The sequence below is a fragment of the Gilliamella sp. wkB195 genome, assembly GCF_001690445.1.
Lineage (GTDB): Bacteria > Pseudomonadota > Gammaproteobacteria > Enterobacterales > Orbaceae > Gilliamella > Gilliamella apicola_E.
The window spans coordinates 1-20,060 of the sequence record NZ_LZGP01000026.1; the positions used below are offsets into that span (position 1 = coordinate 1).

The following is a 20,060-nucleotide window of genomic DNA, read 5'->3' on the forward strand; positions in this document are numbered from 1 at the left end:
ATATTTTTGATATCGTTAATGTTTTGTGATGTATAACCTGCTTATTGTTTATTTTTTCCGTAATATATAAATATAATCTAACTATTAGATTTTTTTAATGAGCTTAATGAGGTTCAAAGTTAACAGTATTTATCCTATTTGAGGGGCCTATTCTCATGATTCAATCTTTTATAAAAAAGGGAAGCTTTCAAGATTCTGTTAGTTTGATGTTGATATCAAAAAAACTGAGTAATCTTGATGAGGTTGATGAAGTATCTGTCATGATGGGTACTCCTGCCAATAAATCTTTATTAACCGCAACAGGTTTTTGGAGTGATAGTTTTAATGATGCAACGCCAAATGATATTTGTGTCGCGATTAAAACCAAAGATGACTCTAATGATGTTGTCGAGTTGATTAGTCAACAACTTGAGGATGCGTTAAAAAATATCGCTCAAGCTCAGCAAGGTGGTGCAAAACTACTTAAAGCAAGGCGTTTAGCTAGCGCAACGAAAAAATTACCTGATGCTAATTTAGTGTTAATTTCGATTGCTGGGGAGTACGCCGCTGAGTTAGCCGATCAAGCTTTAGATGATAATAAGAATGTGATGATTTTTTCTGATAATGTATCAATCGAAGATGAAATCCGTTTAAAAACTAAAGCGTCTAAAAAAGATTTAATTGTGATGGGCCCCGATTGTGGGACGGCCTTTATCGCGGGGGCACCCTTAGCGTTTTCTAATGTTATTCCTAAAGGGAATATTGGGGTAATTGGGGCGTCTGGTACGGGTATTCAAGAAGTGGTTTCACAAATCGCTCTATTGAATCAAGGTATTACGCAAGCTATCGGTTTGGGTGGGCGTGATTTATCGCTTGAAGTTGGGGGGATTAGTGCGCTTACTGCCTTAAATATGCTTGCTGCCGATGCTGATACACAAGTGATTACCTTTATTTCTAAACCGCCAGCAGACAGTGTGCGGGAAAAAGTGATTTCAGCCATGAAGTTAATCCCTAAACCGGTGGTGGCTTTATTTTTGGGCTCGAAAATCGATAAACCTCAAGACGATAATATCTATTTTGCACGAACATTAGATGAAGCAGCTCGATTAGCCTGTTTATTAAGTCCAGTTGAAGCGATAGCGAATAAGTTGCCTAATTTAGCCAATAAAACGATTACAGGGTTATATACTGGCGGTACCTTAGCTTCAGAAGCGGCGATGTTGCTTGCTCAAGAACTAAATCTCACTACCAGTCATCATCACGATAAAGGGATTATGTTAGATCAACAGGGGCATAAAATTATTGATTTAGGTGATGATTTTTACACTGTAGGTAAACCTCATCCTATGATTGATCCATCTATTCGCGAAGATAAAATTGCTCAGCTTGGTGAAAATCACGACGTAGGTGTATTACTTGTTGATTTGGTTATTGGCTATGGCGCAAATGCCAATCCGGCTGAGTCAGTTATTTCAGGTTATCAAAAAGCCTGTGCTAAACGAGGTGATAATCATCCATTGATAGCTATCGCAACCGTGACTGGTTCAGAGCAAGATCCGCAATGTCGTAGTAAGCAAATTGAGGCGTTAGAATCAGCGAATATTGTTGTAATGAATAATTTACCGGAAGCTATTTTGTTAGCCAAAAAACTGATTACACCGGTTAAATCAAATAATTTCATTAAACCATATCCTTTATTAAGCCATATTAGTGTGATTAATGCTGGTTTAAGAAGTTTTGCTGAAGATCTTCAATCATCGAATATTCCTGTTGTGCATTATCAATGGGCGCCAATAGCCGGCGGTAATAAAAAATTAGCGGCTATTTTGCAAAAATTAAATTAAGAGGTTTTGATATGTTACGTACTGCAATAAATGAAGCAAACCAAAAAATTATTGAACGAATTAAAGCTGCTAGACCTCATTGGGTAGGCGTTATATCCGCTAAAGAAGCTGTACCAACCTTGGCGCAAGGTAAAAAATTACTTCACGCTGGACCACCGATTGTTTGGCATGATATGACTGGGCCAATGCAAGGTGCTTGTATTGGTGCTTGCTTGTTTGAAGGATGGGCTCAAGATGAGAAGCAAGCTTTACATTTATTAGAGTCAGGTCAAGTTGAATTTATCCCTTGTCATTCTGTTAATGCAGTTGGTCCAATGGGAGGAATTACGTCAGCCAATATGCCAATGATTGTGGTTGAAAACATTACCCATGGTAATCGTGCTTACTGCAATTTAAATGAAGGTATTGGTAAAGTGATGCGTTTTGGTGCTTATGGTCAGGAGGTTTTAGACCGTCATCGTTGGATGAAAGAGTCGTTAGGGCCTGCCTTGAATGATGCATTAAAACTGTTTGATAATGGTATCGATTTAACCGCTTTGATGGCACAAGCTATTACAATGGGTGATGAATTCCATCAACGTAATATTGCCGCTTCAGCACTATTATTAAGAACGCTTTCACCAAAATTAATTTTACTTGATCGTAGTAAAGCGGAAATGGAGAAAATCTTTAGCTTTTTAAGCGTGACAGATCAGTTCTTCTTAAATGTTGCTATGGCATTTTGTAAATCAATTATGGATAGCGCAGCGCAAATCAAAGAGGGATCTATCGTTACAGCAATGACCCGTAATGGTAAAGAATTTGGTATTAAAGTCAGTGGTCTTGGCGATCAGTGGTTTACCGCGCCAGTTAATACTCCACAAGGCCTATTCTTTACTGGTTATTCACAAAAAGATGCAAACCCAGATATAGGTGATAGTGCTATTACTGAAACCTTTGGTATAGGCGGGGCGGCTATGGTTGCAGCGCCAGGAGTAACTCGCTTTGTTGGTGCCGGTGGCACGGATGTTGCATATGAAGTATCTGAAGAGATGAGTGAAATCTATTTAGAACATAATATGTTATTCCAAATTCCTACATGGAATTTCCAAGGATGCTGTTTAGGCTTAGATCTTCGTTTAGTTGTCGAAACCGGGATCACGCCATTAATTAATACTGGTATTGCCCATAAACAAGCAGGAGTGGGCCAAATTGGTGCAGGTACAGTTAGAGCACCGTTAGCTTGTTTTGAAAAAGCACTCGAGGCATTAGCAAAAAAACTAGACGTATAGGCTATGAGTTTGATGTATGTAGATGATGAATGTTTAAATAAGTCGCTAAATAATCAGCGACTTACTATCCCCGCTGTTGATTATTTGCAAGAGCGTGGTTTGTCGCAAGCATCTCATATTATCAAACCACTTTTAGTTAGTGCGGATATTCCGATAAAAGCGGGTGAGTTGTCGCTCTTTAGTACTCATCAGCAAACGATTAATTTAATCAATGATGATCAGCAATTAATTACTATACATCGTTATAACAGCGGTTTGTCGCCCATGGGCATAGTACTTAAATCGTCTGATTTTGATTATGTTTTGTCGTTAGGTAGTGATTTATCTATTTATCAATCGGCAACGGGTGATTTGCAAGTTGGGATTTTTTTAATTTCACTTGATACGCATGTTTGTCAATTAAATATAAAAAAACATTCATTAGTTAATAAATCACAAATTGCTAATCTATTGAAAGAGATAGAAAATCCTACCGGCTTATTTGGTAAATTAAGTGACAATTTATCTGGTCAATATCAACTCGAATTATTATGTAATACCATGACTAATTTGATGAATGGTAAAGCAGATGATATTACGTCGTTTATTGGCTTAGGGCCGGGTTTAACGCCAAGTTTTGATGATATTATCGTGGGGATGTTGGCGGTTATCTCAAGCGATTGCCGTTTTGACAATCAAATTCGACAGCTTAAATTCGCCTTTGAGCGTTTGTCATTACATTTGTTAACCACAACTGTTAGTGCTAGTTTTTTGACTTATGCACTTCAAGGTAAATTTTCGTTGTTGGTGCTACAAGTGATTAATTCATTTGCACAACATAAATATCACCATTCATCAATAAAAAATTTATCGAATTATGGTCACACCTCTGGATCCGATCTCTTACTTGGTATATGGTTAGGTATTGATCGTTTTGTTTTAAGGGATTAAATCGTGCTAGATACAGAAACCATGCGGACCTTTATTAAAGTAGTTGAGAGCAATAGCTTTTCAAAAGCGGCTAAGCTACTTTACAAAACACCAGCAGCGATTAGTTATCGTATTAAATCATTGGAAGCCGATCTTAATACTCAACTTTTTGAACGAACCACACGGACTGTGACACTAACGCTGGCAGGGCAACATCTTTATGAGCAATGTAGCCAATGGTTGCTTTGGTTATCAACCATGCCTGATGAGTTACAACAGATTCGTGATGGTGTTGAGCGAAAAATTAATATTACCATCAATAATCTGCTCTATGATGTTGAGGCGGTAGCCGATTTGTTGACGTTTTTAAAAGAAAAATTCCCTTTTACTACTTTCAATATAAATCGACAAGTTTATATGGGAGTGTGGGATTCGTTATTGCATGGTGAGTGCCATTTAGCGATTGGCGCAACAGGCACTGAATCGCTTGATACGATGATTAATATACTACCTCTTGGTGAAGTAAGTTGGGTGTTTGTGGCAGCCAAAAATCATCCGATCACCCAAATTGATGGGGCGTTATCTAATGATACTTTACGTAAGTATCCGGCAATTAATGTTGAAGATACCTCTGTGCATATGAATAAACGAGTGGCTTGGTTATTACCAAGTCAATCTGAGATTATTGTGCCAAATATTACCACTAAGTTGGCTTGCCATTTAAGAGGATTAGGTATTGGTTTTTTACCCAAATCAATCTGCCAATCTTATTTAGATTCAGGTGAATTGATTGCCTGTAAAGTGGTTAATGAGCGTAAGCCATCGCCATTGTCATTAGCATGGAAAAAATCGCATATGGGCAAAGTGATGAATGAAATTGTTAATCTGTTTAAGTTTCATCATCCCATTGCCAATAATTTTTTGAAAAATATAGATAAGAGAAGATGAGTTAGTGTAATCTTCAAACAATTAACTCGATATTAATAAAGGAAAAAATAATGTTAGACCTAGATAAATATGACCAAATTAATCCGCCTACGCGACTATTAATGGGACCAGGTCCAATCAATGCTGATCCTCGTGTCACTAGAGCGATGGCAGCACCTTTAATTGGCCAGTTTGACCCAGTTATGACTGATTATATGAATCAGACTATGTCACTTTATCGAGATATTTTTAAAACCAAAAATGAACAAACTTTTGTTATTGATGGTACTGCAAGAGCCGGTATTGAAGCCGTTCTTGTGTCAACAATTAAACCAGGTGACAAAGTATTAGTACCCGTATTTGGTCGTTTTGGTTTATTACTTTGTGAAATTGCCCACCGTTGTCGTGCTGATGTGCACACTATTGAGGTGCCATGGGGTGAAGTTTTTGATCCTAATGTTATTGAAGATGCTATCAAAAAAGTCAAACCCAAACTATTACTTTGCGTTCAAGGTGATACCTCAACCACATTATTGCAACCATTGGATAAAATTGGTGAAATTTGTCGTCGTCATGGTGTGTTGTCTTATGTCGATGCAACTGCTTCGATTGTGGGTAACCCACTTGAAGTTGATAAATGGCAACTTGATGGCGTTTCAGTGAGTTTACAAAAATGTTTAAGTGGACCTCCAGGTGTTGCTCCTCTTACTTTAAGTCCAAAAATGGTCGAAATTATTCAAGCTCGTAAATGTGTTGAGCTGGGTATTCGTGCTGAAAATGATGCGGGTGGTCGAGATGAGATGATCTATTCTAACTATTTTGATATCGATATGATTATCCGTTACTGGAGTTCTGAACGTATCAACCACCACACTGAAGCGACCTCAATGCTTTATGCTGCACGCGAATGTGCTCGAATTGTGTTACAAGAAGGTTTAGATAACGTGATTGAGCGTCATCGCGTTAATGGGGCTGCAATGGTTGCTGGTTTACAAGCTATGGGACTTGAGCTGTTTGGCGATCTCGATCATAAAATGAATAATGTCGTTGGTGTGGTTCGTCCGGAACATATTAATGACCTTGAAGTTCGCAATTTAATGTTAAATGATTTTGGTATTGAAATCGGTGCTTCATTCGGTCCGCTTAAAGGCAATGTATGGCGTATTGGTACCATGGGTTACAATGCTAGAAAATCTTGTGTCATGCAAACATTAACCGCGTTTGAAGCTGTGTTAAATCGAGTTGGTTTTAAAACAGTACAAGGGGCTGGTTTACAAGCTGCTTGGAACGTTTATAACAGCTAATAATAAAATAATAATAAAAGTTCACTGAAGTGAGCGGAATTATACCCATTGGATTTTTGAGCTTTTAATTTAGAACGAAGTAATTTGTTGGTCAAATTGTCAACAAATTACTCTAAAAATAGAGTAAATTTAAAATAGTAGCAAAAATGTTAACTTTAAGTTAATTGGGATGATATTATTTAAGGAAATTTTATGAATAAATTGAATACTAAAATTCCTACCTCTGGGTATAAGCAAAAAAAATGGAAAGGGCGTTATACCATTTTATTGCTATTATGGTCAGGTTGGTTACTTTCGTTTCTTGATCGTATGGTAATGAATGTATCATTGAAGTTTATTGGCCATGATCTTGGTATCGATAAAACTGTACAAGGTTCAATTATTAGTGCATTTTTTATTGGTTATGCACTGTTCCAAATTCCCGGTGGTTATTTATCAGATAAATTTGGTCCGCGTAAAGTGATGGCTTTTGCCATTATTTGGTGGTCGATGTTTACGCTTTTTACCGGTCTAATTTATGTATTGCCATTAATGTTACTGACTCGCTTTATGTTTGGTGCCGGTGAAGGTTGTTTCCCTGCTTCGTCTTGGAAAACTATCGCTACTTATTTTCCTGCCAAAGAACGAGGACGAGCAACAGCAATTCAATCTTCCGTCAATACATTAGGACCAGCAATATCTGTAATTGTGGCAGTTGCCATTATTGAATGGTTAGGTTGGCGCGATGTATTTATCATCTTAAGTATTCCTGGTTTTATATTAGGCTTTTTTATCTATAAGTTTATTCGCAATAATCCATCTGAAAATAGTCTGATTGGTGCCGATGAACTGCAAGAATTAAAAATAATCAACGATAATGTCTCAGTCGAAGAGAGCTCGTCTTCGTTAATAGATGTATTGAAAATGCCAATACTCTGGAAGTTATCGCTAATTTGGTTCTTATTTGATATCACATTTTGGGGATTCACCACTTGGTTACCAAGTTATTTACTTGAGGCAAGAGGATTATCGCTCTCCAAAACCGGTATCTTAGCTGCAATCCCATTCTTATTTGGTGCGTTAGGAACTTTAGTTGGTGGTTATTTTGCTGATAAGTTCGAACAAAAATTAAAATATGTATATGGTTTAACCGCTTTTATCTCTGGGATATTTCTTTTCTTAATGTTCCAAGTCGATAATCTTGAGGCTGCTATAGTCTTCCAATGCGTATCAGCACTCTTTATGTTTATCGCATTTGCTATCTTTTGGGGAATGCTAATGCATATGATTCCGCCGGTAATCATGGGCAAAGCCTCAAGTATTGTCAACTTTGGTGGACAAGTTGCAGGCGTATTATCACCATTCATCATCGGCTTCCTTATCGACAACGCCAACGGAGGCTACAACCACGCCTTCTTATTTATGGTGATCGCGTTAATAAGCTCTGCGGTATTGACCTTTTTCATTAAAAAGATGAATATTTAGTTAATCAATATGATGAGATATATTGGGAAAATACTCAAACTTGGTTTGAGTATTTTTTTCTTTGATGAATGGTTTATTCTAAGAGTAATTTAATTATTAATCAGTGCATTTTTTAAATGCAAAAAAAGTTGAGGAGCGGGGTTTTTAGCCTCTATAAAAGCATTAATTAATCACCAATCAAGTTAAATATTCTGTTGAAATATTTTGCTTAAAAGTTATTATGTTGCAAATATTTATTTATAGATAGGAATCTGTATGCGTAATTCTTTTTTTTCTGTAATTTTGTCTTCTCTTTTATTATTCACATCTTCATTTAGTTTTGCCAGTGAGCAGACTTATGTGGTTGGAGCAGGGGGAACATATCGTCCTTTTGAGTATGAAAATAGTGATAAGCAGTTAGAAGGCTTTGATATTGATCTTATTAAAGCGATTGCTGAAGCTCAAAATTTTAAAATCAAATTAATTAACACGCCATGGGAAGGTATTTTTGCTACTTTAGATAATGGTGAGCGCGATATTATCATTTCAGGTATTACTATAACTGAAAAGCGTAAAAACTCTGTTGATTTTTCATTACCGTATTTTCCGGCTGAGCAAGTTATTGTTTCTCAAAAAACAACTGAAATTAAGTCAATTGCTGATTTAAGTAATCATACTGTTGGAGTGGTTAATGGTAGTACGGCTGATGTGGTTGTTTCTAAAGTACTCGGTAAAAATAGCACTGCAATCAAACGATTTGATAATACGCCGTTATTGCTACAAGAGCTTTATGAAGAAGGCATAAGTGCAGCTGTTGCTGATGTTGGTGTGGTTAAATTTTATATTAAAATGCATCCCGGTAAAGATTTCAATTTAGTTTATGATAATAGTTTTGAATCGCAATATTTTGGTATTGCCGTTGCTAAAGGTAATACTGAATTACGCAATAGCATCAATGAAGGCCTGAAAAAAATTGTTGCAGACGGTACTTATGCTTCAATTTATAAAAAATGGTTCGATAATAATGTTCTATCTTTACCATTAGATTCTAAAGAGTAAAGTGGAATAGTCATGGCATTTAATTGGCAAATTATTGAAGAATATACGCCCCTCTTTATCGAGGGGGCAAAATTAACCGTTCAATGTACTATTATTTGTGTCATTTTAGGGACATTATGGGGATTGACGTTAGGTATTGGGCGAACCGCATCAGCTAAATTTGGTTTTTGGAAATGGGTGCTTCACTATGGTGTACAATGGCCTGTTAAAATTTATGTTAGTGCTTTTCGTGGTACACCACTATTTGTTCAAATCATGGTAGTGCATTATGTGTTAATGCCATATTTTCTAAACCCTCGTGATGGATTATTGGTTTCCGATAATCTTATTTCAATGTCCACCGCTCGTTATTGGCGTACTGAGTATGGGGCGTTTATTTCCTGTGTTACGGCAATTACGTTAAATGCCGGTGCCTATATTTCCGAAATCTTTAGAGCAGGGATTGAATCAATCGATAAAGGACAAATGGAAGCTGCAAGGTCACTTGGAATGAGCTATGGTAGTACCATGCGTAAAGTAATTTTACCACAGGCTTTTAAACGTATGCTTCCGCCTTTGGGCAATAATGCAATAGCTATTTTGAAAGATTCGTCACTCGGCGCAGCGATCGGTTTGGCTGATTTAGCTTTTGCTGCAAGAACATCTGGAGCTGCATATGGGTCTTATACTGAACCTTATATTGTGATTTCTATTGTGTATTGGGTAATGACATTCTTGCTTTCATTATTAGTAAAATATTTAGAAAAAAGGTTAGGCAAAAGTGATTCACATTAAAAATCTACAAAAACAATTTGGCGATATTCATGTGCTACGAGGTATTTCTTGTGATATTCAGGAAAAAGAGGTGATTTCTATTATTGGCCCTTCGGGCTCAGGTAAAAGCACCTTTTTACGTTGCATTAATGGATTAGAAGATATTACTTCAGGCGAGATTGAAGTTAATGGGTTTAAATTGCCAGATGCTAAAACCAATATCAATCAACTCCGTGAATCAGTTGGCATGGTTTTTCAGCGTTTCAATCTTTTTCCACATATGACGGTATTGGAAAATTTAATTTTGGCACCAATGGATGTCAAGAAGATGCCAAAAAATGATGCAATCAATAAGGCTGAAGGTTTATTAGTTAAGGTTGGTTTGATTGATAAGATTGATGCTTATCCAAATCAATTATCCGGTGGTCAACAACAACGTGTCGCGATTGCTAGATCATTGATGATGGACCCGAAAGTTATGCTTTTTGATGAACCTACTTCGGCGTTAGATCCTGAGTTAGTCGGTGAAGTTTTAGCGGTGATGAAGGCACTTGCTCAAGAGGGGATGACCATGGTGGTTGTCACGCATGAGATGGGTTTTGCTAGAGAGATGTCAACTCGTGTTATTTTTATCGATCAGGGCATCATTCAAGAACAAGGTTCACCTGAGCAAATTTTTAATCATCCTCAAAATGAAAGAACACAGCTATTTTTAAGTAAAGTATTATAATTGATCTACTTGATTGATTAAGCTATAAAAAACCGCACTAATGAGTGCGGTTTTTTATTAAACATCAACTATCAGACTTAAGCTTTATATTTTTTCATGACAATTGAAGCGTTAGTGCCACCAAAACCAAAGCTATTTGACATTACTGTTGTTAATTCACGTTCAGTTGGCTCGGTAATAATGTTCATTCCAACTGCTTCATCAGCGAGTTCGTCGATGTTGATACTTGGTGTGATAAAGCCATGTTCAAGCATAAGTAATGAATAGATTAATTCTTGAGCACCGGTTGCGCTCAATGAGTGGCCAGTCATTGATTTAGTCGAAGAGATAGCTGGAATGTTATCTCCAAATACTTGCTTGATTGCCCATAATTCTTTAACGTCACCAACTGGTGTTGACGTTCCGTGAGTGTTGATATAATCAACCGGTGCGTCAAGATCTTGAATAGCAAGTTGCATACAACGCATTGCACCTTCACCAGATGGTGCAACCATGTCATAACCATCAGATGTTGCACCGTAACCAACTAGTTCACCATAGATATGTGCACCACGTGCAAGGGCGTGTTCAAGTTCTTCAACAACGACCATTCCAGCACCGCCAGCGATAACGAAACCGTCACGGTTTTTATCATAAGCGCGTGATGCTTTTTCTGGGGTGTCGTTGTATTTGGTTGATAATGCGCCCATTGCGTCAAATTCACATGACATTTCCCAGCAAAGTTCTTCTCCACCACCAGCAAATACAATGTCTTGTTTGCCAAGTTGGATAAGTTCTGCTGCATGACCAATACAGTGAACTGATGTTGCACAAGCAGATGTCATTGAGTAGCTAATACCTTTAATTTTAAATGGTGTGGCTAAACATGCAGATATTGCAGATGACATTGATTTAGTTACTGCGTAAGGACCAACACCTCTTAAACCTTTTTCTTTCATGCCGGCAACGACATTATATTGAGTTTTGGTTGAGCCACCATAACCAGCGATTAGACCTGTACGAGGATTAGATACTTGTTCTGGGGTTAATTTTGCATCTTCGATTGCTTGCTGTAGAGCCAGATAACCATAAATAGATGCATCGTTCATAAAACGGACAACTTTGCGATCAATAAGCCCAGTTGTATCTAATTTTACATTACCACATACATGACTGCGCATTCCGCTATCTTTCATTTCTTGAGAGAAAGTAATACCACTTCGGCCCACTTTTAATGATTCTAAAACTTCTTTGGTATTATTCCCAATACTTGAAAGAATACCTAATCCTGTGATTACTACACGTTTCATCTAATGCTTTACTCCTAAATTAACCAGCTTCGTATGAAAAATTGGTGTGATTATAGCGTACACTTGTAAGCTGAACAATACCCTATGATTGATTTTATTTCACAATTTTTAAATAAGATAGGGTTAGTGGAATAAGTAATCAATGATACTCCCGCTTTTTACATTTTATTTATAGTCTCTTAATAAAGTAGAGTTTATATGCAGTTTTATTGAGCAAATATTTCCTATTTTTGATCTGATAATTTACTTGCAGATGCAAGTAAAATAGCTATAATACTGTAAATATATACAGTCATTGGTGGTAATTATGATTCAAGACAAAATGATGTCAAAGCTTGAGATATTGGCAGAATCAGCAAAATATGATATTTCGTGCGCATCAAGCGGTACCTCACGCAATAATAAAAATAAAGGTATTGGTAGTGCCTCTCGTTGTGGTATCTGTCATTCTTTTACCGCCGATGGTCGATGTGTCTCATTATTAAAGATTATGCTAACCAATTACTGCATGTTTGATTGTGCTTACTGTATTAATCGCCAAAGTAATGATATCCCACGAGCTGGATTTACTCCAAAAGAGTTAGCCGATTTAACCATTGAATTTTACCGTCGCAATTATATCGAAGGACTTTTTTTAAGCTCTGGCATTATGCGTAGTGCTGATCACACAATGGAAAAAATGATTCGGGTAGTCAAAATTCTACGTCAAGAATACAATTTTAATGGTTATATCCATATGAAAGCTATTCCTGGCGCAAGTAATGAGCTTATCAAAGAAGCCGGTTTATTAGTAGATAGAATGAGTGTCAATCTAGAGATTCCTACTGAACGTAATTTAAAATTACTTGCACCGGATAAAGATCATCAAACGATCTATCAACCAATGCGTCATATTCAACAAAATTTGATGGAAAATATTGAAGATCGCAAAAAAATTAAGTCTACTCCAAAATTTGTACCAGCAGGGCAGAGCACCCAGGTTATTATTGGGGCGACAGATGAAACCGATAATCAAATATTACAACTTACCGCCAAACTTTATAAACGCCCAAGCATGAAGCGGGTTTACTATTCGGGGTTTATTCCGGTCAATAGTTATGACAAGCGATTGCCGGTATTGCAAGAAGTTCCACGCGTTCGCGAAAATCGTTTATACCAAGCTGATTGGTTACTTCGTTTTTATGATTTTAGCGTTGATGAGATTGTTAATGATGAACATCCTGATCTTGATTTAACTGTCGATCCAAAATTGTCTTGGGCGATTCGTAATCCGCAGTTTTTTCCGGTAGATATCAATCGTGACAGTTATCGAAAAATTTTGCGAGTTCCTGGCATTGGTGTTAAATCAGCAAAATTAATAGTGATGGCAAGGCGACATCGAAAACTTAATATTGAAGCGTTAAAACGCATAGGCGTGGTGCTTAAACGTGCGCAATTTTTTATTGTATGTCACGAAATGAGTACCTATAAATTGCTCGAGTCATCTGCTGAATATATTCGACTGAACCTGCAAGATCCGCCATTACTTGAAGCTAAAAAAGATCCTATTCCTCAGCAGCTTGTGATGGGATGGTAAGTTATGCTAGCTTTTTATTATGACAAATCTTTCGAAGGATTGTTATGCGCGGTTTTTGATGCGTTTAAACTTAAAAAAATGCCGGAATGCTTGTTGTCGGATGATGATGTTGTACCGCTTTTGGTATCTGATTCTCACCATGTTGAATTTCGTAATAGCAAGTATGAAAGGGTATACTCGGCGCTACAAAAAAAGTTATCCAAGATTGCACTAAATCAGATCTTATTTACTTGGTTATCAGAGCTGCCTGAAAGTGATTTAATCATTTTTCGTTATATTTGCAAAGTATTTAAATCTAACTATTCAATTGAAACTGATTTTGGCGATCCAGATGTATTAGCCATTCATGATATCGCTAAAAAAGTGAATAAAGAAAAACACCATATCCAACAATTTGTTCGATTTAATGCTATCAAAAATCCAACAAGTGATGAAAAGATCTATTTTGCGGTTATTGGTCCCATTTATAATGCTTTACCATTAACGACACGATTCTTTAAAGATCGTTATGCCGACCAAAAATGGGCTATTTATGATGAAAAACGCCAGTATGGTTATTTTTATGATTTAGAAAAATTGGAGAAAATATCGTTAAACGATGATCTAATTATTAATAACAAAATTAACCAAGATTATTTAACTGATGATGAAAAACTTTTTCAGACCATGTGGTACCGTTATTGTAATGCACTAACGATAAAAGAAAGAATTAACCCAAAATTACAACGACAAAATATGCCAAGACGATTTTGGCAACACTTACCTGAAATGCAGCAAAAATAAAAAACGCCGAACAAGCCGGCGTTTTTTATTAATGTAGGGAAAATTCTATTGGGCGTCGATATCGCTAATAATACCGTTGATGCTTTCTTGGCGTTGTTTCTCTTTTTTCTCATCAACTTTACCGCCTGACGCATTAAAGTCATTACGTTGGAAGTAAGCATTACGCATAAAGTTATAAGGGTCATCACTATTTTTAAGCAGATCTTCATACTCAATAGCCACGGCACGAGCTTCAACACCATCAACAACACCACGAACTAACGCCCATTCCCAATCTAACCAAACAAGTGGTGGGTATAAGGTGTCAACGATGTCACCACCTTCTTGGCGAAGTGTAGCAGAACCATAGAAAGGTAATACTACATAAGGACCATAAGGGACATCATAGTGACCTAATGTTTGACCAAAACTACGTTTAGAGCCTTTTTGCAATTGAGGATCCGCCATTCCAGCAACATCAAATATACCCGCCACACCAAAAACGGTATTGATAAAGAATCGAGCTAAATGTTTACCAGATTCACGGCCTTCGCCTTGTAGTGCACTATTAACTACTGAAGCTGGCTCAGAAAGGTTAGATGAAAAATTAACAACGCCTTTACGCACAGGTGTTGGTACATAATCTTTCCATACCACAGCTGCAGGGCGTAAAATATAAGGATCAAGGGCATAATAGTTAACATCAAACATGGTTTTGTTAAAACCCGATAATGGGTCACTATAACTGTTGGTTTCAGCTTGATAAGTGGCACAACTTGTCAGTGCTAAAACCGAGAACATCATACCTATTATTCTTTTTTTCATAATGTTATAAATCATAATTGACGAATGTTAAGATTGTATCATGTTTGTTCAAAATAGAAAATTTTTCATTATTTAAATAGTAATATCTTGATAAATTTATTAGAATAACCGCCCGAGATGACCTCATAGTTAAATGGATATAACGAGCCCCTCCTAAGGGCTAGTTGCAGGTTCGATTCCTGCTGGGGTCAAATTCCCTTAAACTTATCATGACTCTCCTTTACGCTTAACTCTTTTATAAAACTGGGTTTGTTGTATTTTTATCACTCAGGTTTACTCTCTATTACGTTTGACAACGCAAACCTTTCTACGGTATATTTACGGTATATTTTAATGCCGAAATGAAAAATACCGTAAATCATGCTAACAATTAAAGCAATCGAAGCCTCAAAGCCAAAAGCGAAACCTTACAAACTGCCTGATTATGAAAGCCTGTATTTGTACATTACACCTAGTGGAACTAAATCATGGCGATATGATTACCAGTTTAACGGCAAACGAAAAACGCTAACAATAGGTAAATATCCTTATATCAGTTTATCCGATGCTCGCAATGAAAAAGATCTAGCCAAACAATTATTAGCGCACGGTCGAGACCCTTCGGTAGAACGCAAAAAGAAAGCTTTACTCTCAAACATGGCGCAGGGTAATACGTTCAGCAAAATAGCAATGGAATGGTACGAAAGCAAAAAAAGGAGTTGGTCACTAGGCACTAGGAAAACCATGCTTACCTATTTTGAAAAAGATATTTTCCCGTATATCGGTGATATGGACGTTTCGCAAATAAAACCCATTGAAATGCTCAATTGTTTGAAGCAAATTGAAAATCGAGGGGCTTTAGAAATCGCTAAAAAAATGAGGCAGCGGTGTACTGAAGTTTTTCAATATGCAATTATTACAGAGCGAGCAGAGAATAACCCAGCCCGAGAACTGTCAAAAGCAATGGTGACGCGTACACCTAAAAATTATGCATTTTTAATTGAAGATGATATGCGGGAGTTTATGAAAGCCTTGCAAACATATTCGGGTAATATTCTCGTACGGTATGCTACCGAGTTATTAATATTAACTGCGGTGAGAACTGTGGAGTTGTTACGATGTAAATGGGAGTATGTCGATCTGGAGAAACGTTACATTTTACTACCAGAAACATTAATAAAAAAAGACAGGGTGCACATAGTCCCGTTATCAAAGCAGGCTATAAATATCCTACGGTTTTTACATCCAATAACTGGGAATTGTGATTTTGTTTTTCCGGGGCGAAATAACATCCAATCGCCTATGTCAAATGGTGCTATTTTGGGATTGATAAAAAGGTTGGGGTTTGCCAAACGTGCAACAGGGCACGGTTTTAGGCATCAGTTTTCAAGTGTTTTAAATGAGCATGATTTTAACCGTGACTGGATAGAGAAACAACTAAATCACGAGGAGGAGGGTGTGCGTGGCGTGTACAATCACGCACAATATTTGGAGGGTAGGCGTCAGATGATGCAATGGTATGCGGATTACATTGATAGTTTAACCGCATGATTGGTATTGTTCTTCTTTTTGAAATAAGTATGCGTTGACAGTGGATAGCTTCCAGCGAGGATGTCGCCCCAAATATAGATCTGGTTTTGGAAACTTTGCAGCCGAAACCCATCTATCCAATGTTCTATCATCTATACTGATGTACGCACAAACTTGCGCCTTATTGTATAGTGGGTTTTCTACTATTAGTTTATTTGTCATTATTATTATTTCCTCTAGATATCTATACTATTCATGTGTTTTAAAATGTGAGAAATAACATCAACAGTCCAACCGTTCCCCAACATTTTATAGCGTTGGGAGTTACTAACCCCCGCTGTGTAGTTGTCAGGCAGTGTCTGGAGACGTTCGCATTCAATGGGTGTAAGTTTTCTAATGTAGCCGTCGATTAGAATACCGTGTTTGTCTTGGGCTGTTAGTGTGTAGAACTTTTTACCCTCACTGAATCGCTGACCGTTTTGTCGTTTTTCGATTCTATCGGGGGTTATGCAGCCAAACAGGTATTGACCCATTTTAGCAGCACCACCGCCGGCGTCACCGCAAAGGGTTACGGCTTTACCATGTATGCTGTAAACTCTATTTGCTTGGCTGTCGGCGCGGAAATAACCAATTTTACCTTTAATAGCTTCCGTATCTATGATTTGCAAGGTTTTATCAAAGGGAACAATATACGGATTTATACAAAAAACCATTTGACCCTTGCTACTGGTAAAATAATCTTTGTCATTTTTTTTACTATATGATGCTGTAATCGTATGGCTTTTTTCTCTATCAACGAGATACACAATTTTGTTATTGTGTTCAAAAGAGTTGCTTGTCAAGGTTGGGCTTTTGTCCGTATGAATCCCCCCACGATTTTTACCTCGAGGATTTTGTTTTATCCCTACAACCGCATTCAACGGGATTGCTATTTTGCTTCCTTCACCTTTATTTGTTGTGAGTGTCATACTTTTATCGCTAGTTATATGAGTAACAATACCATTCATCCCTTTACCGCTAGGGTTGCAATTAAATTTTGGTAATTTGTCATGGTTTGTTATATCAACTATTTCATGAATAATATCTTTCAACAAAACCCCTTTATCTTCTGGCTGTTCTACATTCCAGTTACACCAATATAATCGTTTACGGTTTTGCGCTGATACCAACGCACTATTTATCATGACCGGATCAACGCCTACAATTGACGTTATTACATGTTCGTAATCTTTTTTCATTCTGACGTTTTCGAGCAAAAATTTAACGCTATGATTGAGTGACTGAACATGCGCTAATATTTCAGCAAATCTAAAAAATAGCGCTGAGCGTTTATCGTCAAACGCTAATTGTTTACCTGCAAAACTAAAACCTTGGCACGGTGACCCGGCTAATATCAAATCAATACTGGACCAATCGATATCCCAACTTTCCCAGTTATTTATATCGCCAAGCCTAATAATATCCGAGTAATTGTTTTGGCTAACTTGGATTGCGTATTTGTCAATTTCGCTAGCGTAATATTTTGTTACATTGATATTTGCACGTTCGAGTGCAACACGACCGCAACTCATGCCGTCGAATAGTGATAGTACGTTCATTTTTAAAAACCTTGGTGGGTTGAATAGGGCGTTAGTACCCTTTCTTTTTCATTGATTCGAGTAGTATTTCTTGCATACTACGTTTAGTTTTTTTACGGTCGATAACATTCTCATCGACAGTCCCGCGGGTGATAATTTCATAAACAAATACGGGGCGGTCGTAGCCTGATTGGGCTTGGCGGGTTGGTCCTATTCGTTCGAGTATCTGGTCTGAGCTTTCTAGATTCCACCAGTGAGCAAAGTAGACAAGAATGTTACCGCCGTCCTGTAGATTTAAACCGTGTCCGGCGCTGTCGGGGTGTGCTAGTAATATCGGAATCTTACCCGCATTCCAATCCCGAATCGTTTTTGGGTCGTTGTCGAGTAGTCTCGCCTGCTTAAATGCTTTCATTAATCTAACTTTGTCATGCTCGAAGTGGTATGCAACCAGTACCGGCATCCCGTTGGCTTCACTTACTATGCTTTCTAATGCTTGGATTTTTAGGTCATGCACTTCAGTAAAATTATTGTGACTGTCGGTATAAATCGCGCCGTTTGCAAATTGTAGGCATTTGATTGTTTTAGCCGCGGCGTTTAACGCTTCGACTTCGCTATCACCGATTTCTAAAAACATTTCGCGTTCAAGCTGTTTGTACTGGCGTTGTAATTTATCCGGCAGATCAACATATATGGGTGTAACGATTGGGTCGTTAATGTCAAACCAATCCTTGGCTTCTAACGTAATGCAAACATCTTTGAGCTTTTCTTGTATTTGTTCCTGCGCAAATTCGGTTGGCGTTATTTTAAAATAATCACCGATTGGAATTTTGTTAAACCACCTATCCGTAAATGCACCTAAGGTTCGTCCTAAACGTTGTCCGCCATCTATAAACCAGTTTTGCCCCCACAGATCCAGTAAACCGTTAGGGGCGGGTGTGCCTGTCAGATTTTGCCAACATCGCACATGTTTAAATGCAACGCCACGTAACGCCGACGCCCGAACACCACCGCCACGTAACCTGAACGATTTAAGTTTTGTGCTTTCATCGGCAACAACTTGTTGAAACGGCCAACTATCGCCTAGTGTTTCTACTAGCCATGGTAAATTTTCATAGTTAGTTGTGAAAACATTTGCATGTTTGTTTTGTAGTGCTTGCAAACGTTGCGTTGGTGTGCCGACAATAGGTTGAATACCAACGCTTTTAAAGTCCCACTTGCTTACTTCGTCGGGCCATGTCGATTGCGCCACACGGAGCGGGGCAATAACTAAAGTCGGGGCGGTATAGTGACCACTCATGTACGCGATATCTAAAGCGCATAGTGTTGATGATGTTTTCCCCATACCCATACCTGCCCAAGTATTGCCTCTATATAGATCCAGTTGGTGGTTTACAATTAGGCTTTGATAGGGTCGGGGGGTAAAAGATTTGCTATTCATACAGAAATTCCCCATAGCAATACGATACGGGAAATCCCGTATCGCAAACTTATTTGTTTAAATTAATGGCTTTGTCGTAATGCTTCTTCTTGAACAAAGGTTAGTAGATCAAGTGATAGCGATTTACCGCAGGGGTAGAAACTCAGCATTTGCGCGGTTTCTAAGAACATACTGATGTGCGCAAAAGTATCTGCTTTGGTAAAGCTATTTGATATCGATGTGGCCTCGGTTTTATTTATGCGTGGTTTTTGAATTCGTTTTGTTTCGCCGGTAGCCGTGAATTGTTTTTGTGCTGCAACGGCGTCAGCAATTGTCGGAAACACACCTACCTGGATCATCTCACTACCGTTCCATACACATGCTCGATAGGGGTTATATTTGCTTTTACAATGGTAAATACCTTTAGGCAGCACTTCCCGATTAGGTTTAATAATGATAGGCGATTCGCCCACCTCTTTATCGAGGATGTCTAACACCCACTTGCGGAACTCTTCCGCTACGGGGGTACGTGCAAACATTGCGATTAGATGTACCCCTCTCAGTGAAAATATACGGGTTCGCACCTTTAAATTCAACGAGGTGGTTGATTCGACCACATCGGTCATACCCGTTTTAAATTCTTTTTTGTAATTAGCATAAAGTCCTGTAACAGAACGATAGTCAGCATACCCTAACGCCGTAGCGACATCTTTTGATTCAAACCAGATTTGATTATCGAGATAATGCGCTCGTAGTTGGTGGTCGTTGAATGTAAAAATAGATTGATTAGACATGTTTATATCTCCTTGTTGATTTATTAAACCCTAGTGTGAATAGGGTGTCGGGTGCTTCACACCTGCAACAAGACAGTCCACGGTTTTAGCTT

At 37.9% G+C, this 20,060-nt stretch carries 17 protein-coding genes and 1 tRNA gene; 13 read left to right on the top strand and 5 right to left on the bottom strand.

Annotation, left to right across the window (positions count from 1 at the left end; all coding sequences use genetic code 11):
• Window positions 1-155 precede the first annotated feature (155 nt).
• From fdrA to A9G08_RS06910, 9 genes are all read left to right on the top strand, one after another.
• Window positions 156-1,823, top strand: a complete 1,668-nt coding sequence (gene fdrA, locus A9G08_RS06870) for an acyl-CoA synthetase FdrA (protein WP_065562973.1) — start codon at window positions 156-158, stop codon at window positions 1,821-1,823.
• Between the two features lie 11 nt (window positions 1,824-1,834).
• Window positions 1,835-3,094, top strand: a complete 1,260-nt coding sequence (locus tag A9G08_RS06875) for a DUF1116 domain-containing protein (RefSeq protein WP_065562974.1) — start codon at window positions 1,835-1,837, stop codon at window positions 3,092-3,094.
• A 3-nt stretch (window positions 3,095-3,097) separates the two neighbouring features.
• Complete coding sequence (locus A9G08_RS06880) at window positions 3,098-4,024, top strand: DUF2877 domain-containing protein (RefSeq protein ID WP_081299525.1); 927 nt, start codon at window positions 3,098-3,100, stop codon at window positions 4,022-4,024.
• A gap of 3 nt (window positions 4,025-4,027) precedes the next feature.
• Window positions 4,028-4,951 carry an HTH-type transcriptional activator AllS gene (allS, locus tag A9G08_RS06885; protein ID WP_065562976.1) on the top strand — a complete coding sequence of 308 codons (924 nt, stop codon included), beginning with the start codon at window positions 4,028-4,030 and terminating at the stop codon, window positions 4,949-4,951.
• A 50-nt stretch (window positions 4,952-5,001) separates the two neighbouring features.
• Entirely contained in the window at window positions 5,002-6,234 is a 1,233-nt protein-coding gene (locus A9G08_RS06890; RefSeq protein ID WP_065562977.1) for a pyridoxal-phosphate-dependent aminotransferase family protein, read from the top strand.
• A gap of 192 nt (window positions 6,235-6,426) precedes the next feature.
• Window positions 6,427-7,698 (top strand): MFS transporter, encoded by a 1,272-nt coding sequence (locus A9G08_RS06895; protein ID WP_065562978.1) that lies wholly within the window; start codon window positions 6,427-6,429, stop codon window positions 7,696-7,698.
• Between the two features lie 255 nt (window positions 7,699-7,953).
• On the top strand, window positions 7,954-8,736 hold the full coding sequence (locus A9G08_RS06900; RefSeq protein ID WP_065562979.1) for a basic amino acid ABC transporter substrate-binding protein: 783 nt from the start codon (window positions 7,954-7,956) through the stop codon (window positions 8,734-8,736).
• A 12-nt stretch (window positions 8,737-8,748) separates the two neighbouring features.
• On the top strand, window positions 8,749-9,510 hold the full coding sequence (locus tag A9G08_RS06905) for an amino acid ABC transporter permease (RefSeq protein ID WP_065562980.1): 762 nt from the start codon (window positions 8,749-8,751) through the stop codon (window positions 9,508-9,510).
• Window positions 9,497-10,219, top strand: coding sequence for an amino acid ABC transporter ATP-binding protein (locus tag A9G08_RS06910; RefSeq protein WP_065562981.1), 723 nt, complete (start codon window positions 9,497-9,499; stop codon window positions 10,217-10,219). Before A9G08_RS06905 ends, A9G08_RS06910 begins: the two co-directional genes overlap by 14 nt.
• Before the next feature lie 77 nt (window positions 10,220-10,296).
• Here A9G08_RS06910 and fabB read toward each other — a convergent pair whose 3' ends face one another.
• Complete coding sequence (fabB, locus tag A9G08_RS06915) at window positions 10,297-11,508, bottom strand: beta-ketoacyl-ACP synthase I (protein ID WP_065562982.1); 1,212 nt, start codon at window positions 11,506-11,508, stop codon at window positions 10,297-10,299.
• A 310-nt stretch (window positions 11,509-11,818) separates the two neighbouring features.
• Between fabB and A9G08_RS06920 the strand changes: the two genes are divergently transcribed.
• Both A9G08_RS06920 and A9G08_RS06925 read left to right on the top strand, forming a co-directional pair.
• Window positions 11,819-13,084, top strand: a complete 1,266-nt coding sequence (locus A9G08_RS06920) for a putative DNA modification/repair radical SAM protein (protein WP_065563055.1) — start codon at window positions 11,819-11,821, stop codon at window positions 13,082-13,084.
• Between the two features lie 3 nt (window positions 13,085-13,087).
• Complete coding sequence (locus A9G08_RS06925; protein WP_065562983.1) at window positions 13,088-13,867, top strand: TIGR03915 family putative DNA repair protein; 780 nt, start codon at window positions 13,088-13,090, stop codon at window positions 13,865-13,867.
• A gap of 45 nt (window positions 13,868-13,912) precedes the next feature.
• Here A9G08_RS06925 and A9G08_RS06930 read toward each other — a convergent pair whose 3' ends face one another.
• On the bottom strand, window positions 13,913-14,671 hold the full coding sequence (locus A9G08_RS06930; RefSeq protein WP_065562984.1) for an MlaA family lipoprotein: 759 nt from the start codon (window positions 14,669-14,671) through the stop codon (window positions 13,913-13,915).
• Window positions 14,672-14,790: 119 nt separating this feature from the next.
• On the opposite strand from A9G08_RS06930, the gene A9G08_RS06935 reads away from it, so the two are divergent.
• Both A9G08_RS06935 and A9G08_RS06940 read left to right on the top strand, forming a co-directional pair.
• A tRNA-Arg gene (locus A9G08_RS06935) sits at window positions 14,791-14,862 on the top strand.
• Window positions 14,863-15,031: 169 nt separating this feature from the next.
• Window positions 15,032-16,201, top strand: a complete 1,170-nt coding sequence (locus A9G08_RS06940; RefSeq protein WP_081299526.1) for a tyrosine-type recombinase/integrase — start codon at window positions 15,032-15,034, stop codon at window positions 16,199-16,201.
• Window positions 16,202-16,416: 215 nt separating this feature from the next.
• Here the strand turns inward: A9G08_RS06940 and dcm are convergent, their stop codons facing one another.
• The 3 genes from dcm to A9G08_RS06960 all read right to left on the bottom strand — a co-directional run bounded on the left by dcm (window position 16,417) and on the right by A9G08_RS06960 (window position 19,968).
• Window positions 16,417-17,778, bottom strand: coding sequence for a DNA (cytosine-5-)-methyltransferase (gene dcm / locus A9G08_RS11515; RefSeq protein WP_081299527.1), 1,362 nt, complete (start codon window positions 17,776-17,778; stop codon window positions 16,417-16,419).
• 31 nt (window positions 17,779-17,809) lie between these two features.
• Window positions 17,810-19,195, bottom strand: a complete 1,386-nt coding sequence (locus A9G08_RS06955; protein WP_065562987.1) for an SNF2-related protein — start codon at window positions 19,193-19,195, stop codon at window positions 17,810-17,812.
• 62 nt (window positions 19,196-19,257) lie between these two features.
• Complete coding sequence (locus A9G08_RS06960) at window positions 19,258-19,968, bottom strand: BRO-N domain-containing protein (RefSeq protein ID WP_065562988.1); 711 nt, start codon at window positions 19,966-19,968, stop codon at window positions 19,258-19,260.
• Window positions 19,969-20,060 lie beyond the last annotated feature (92 nt).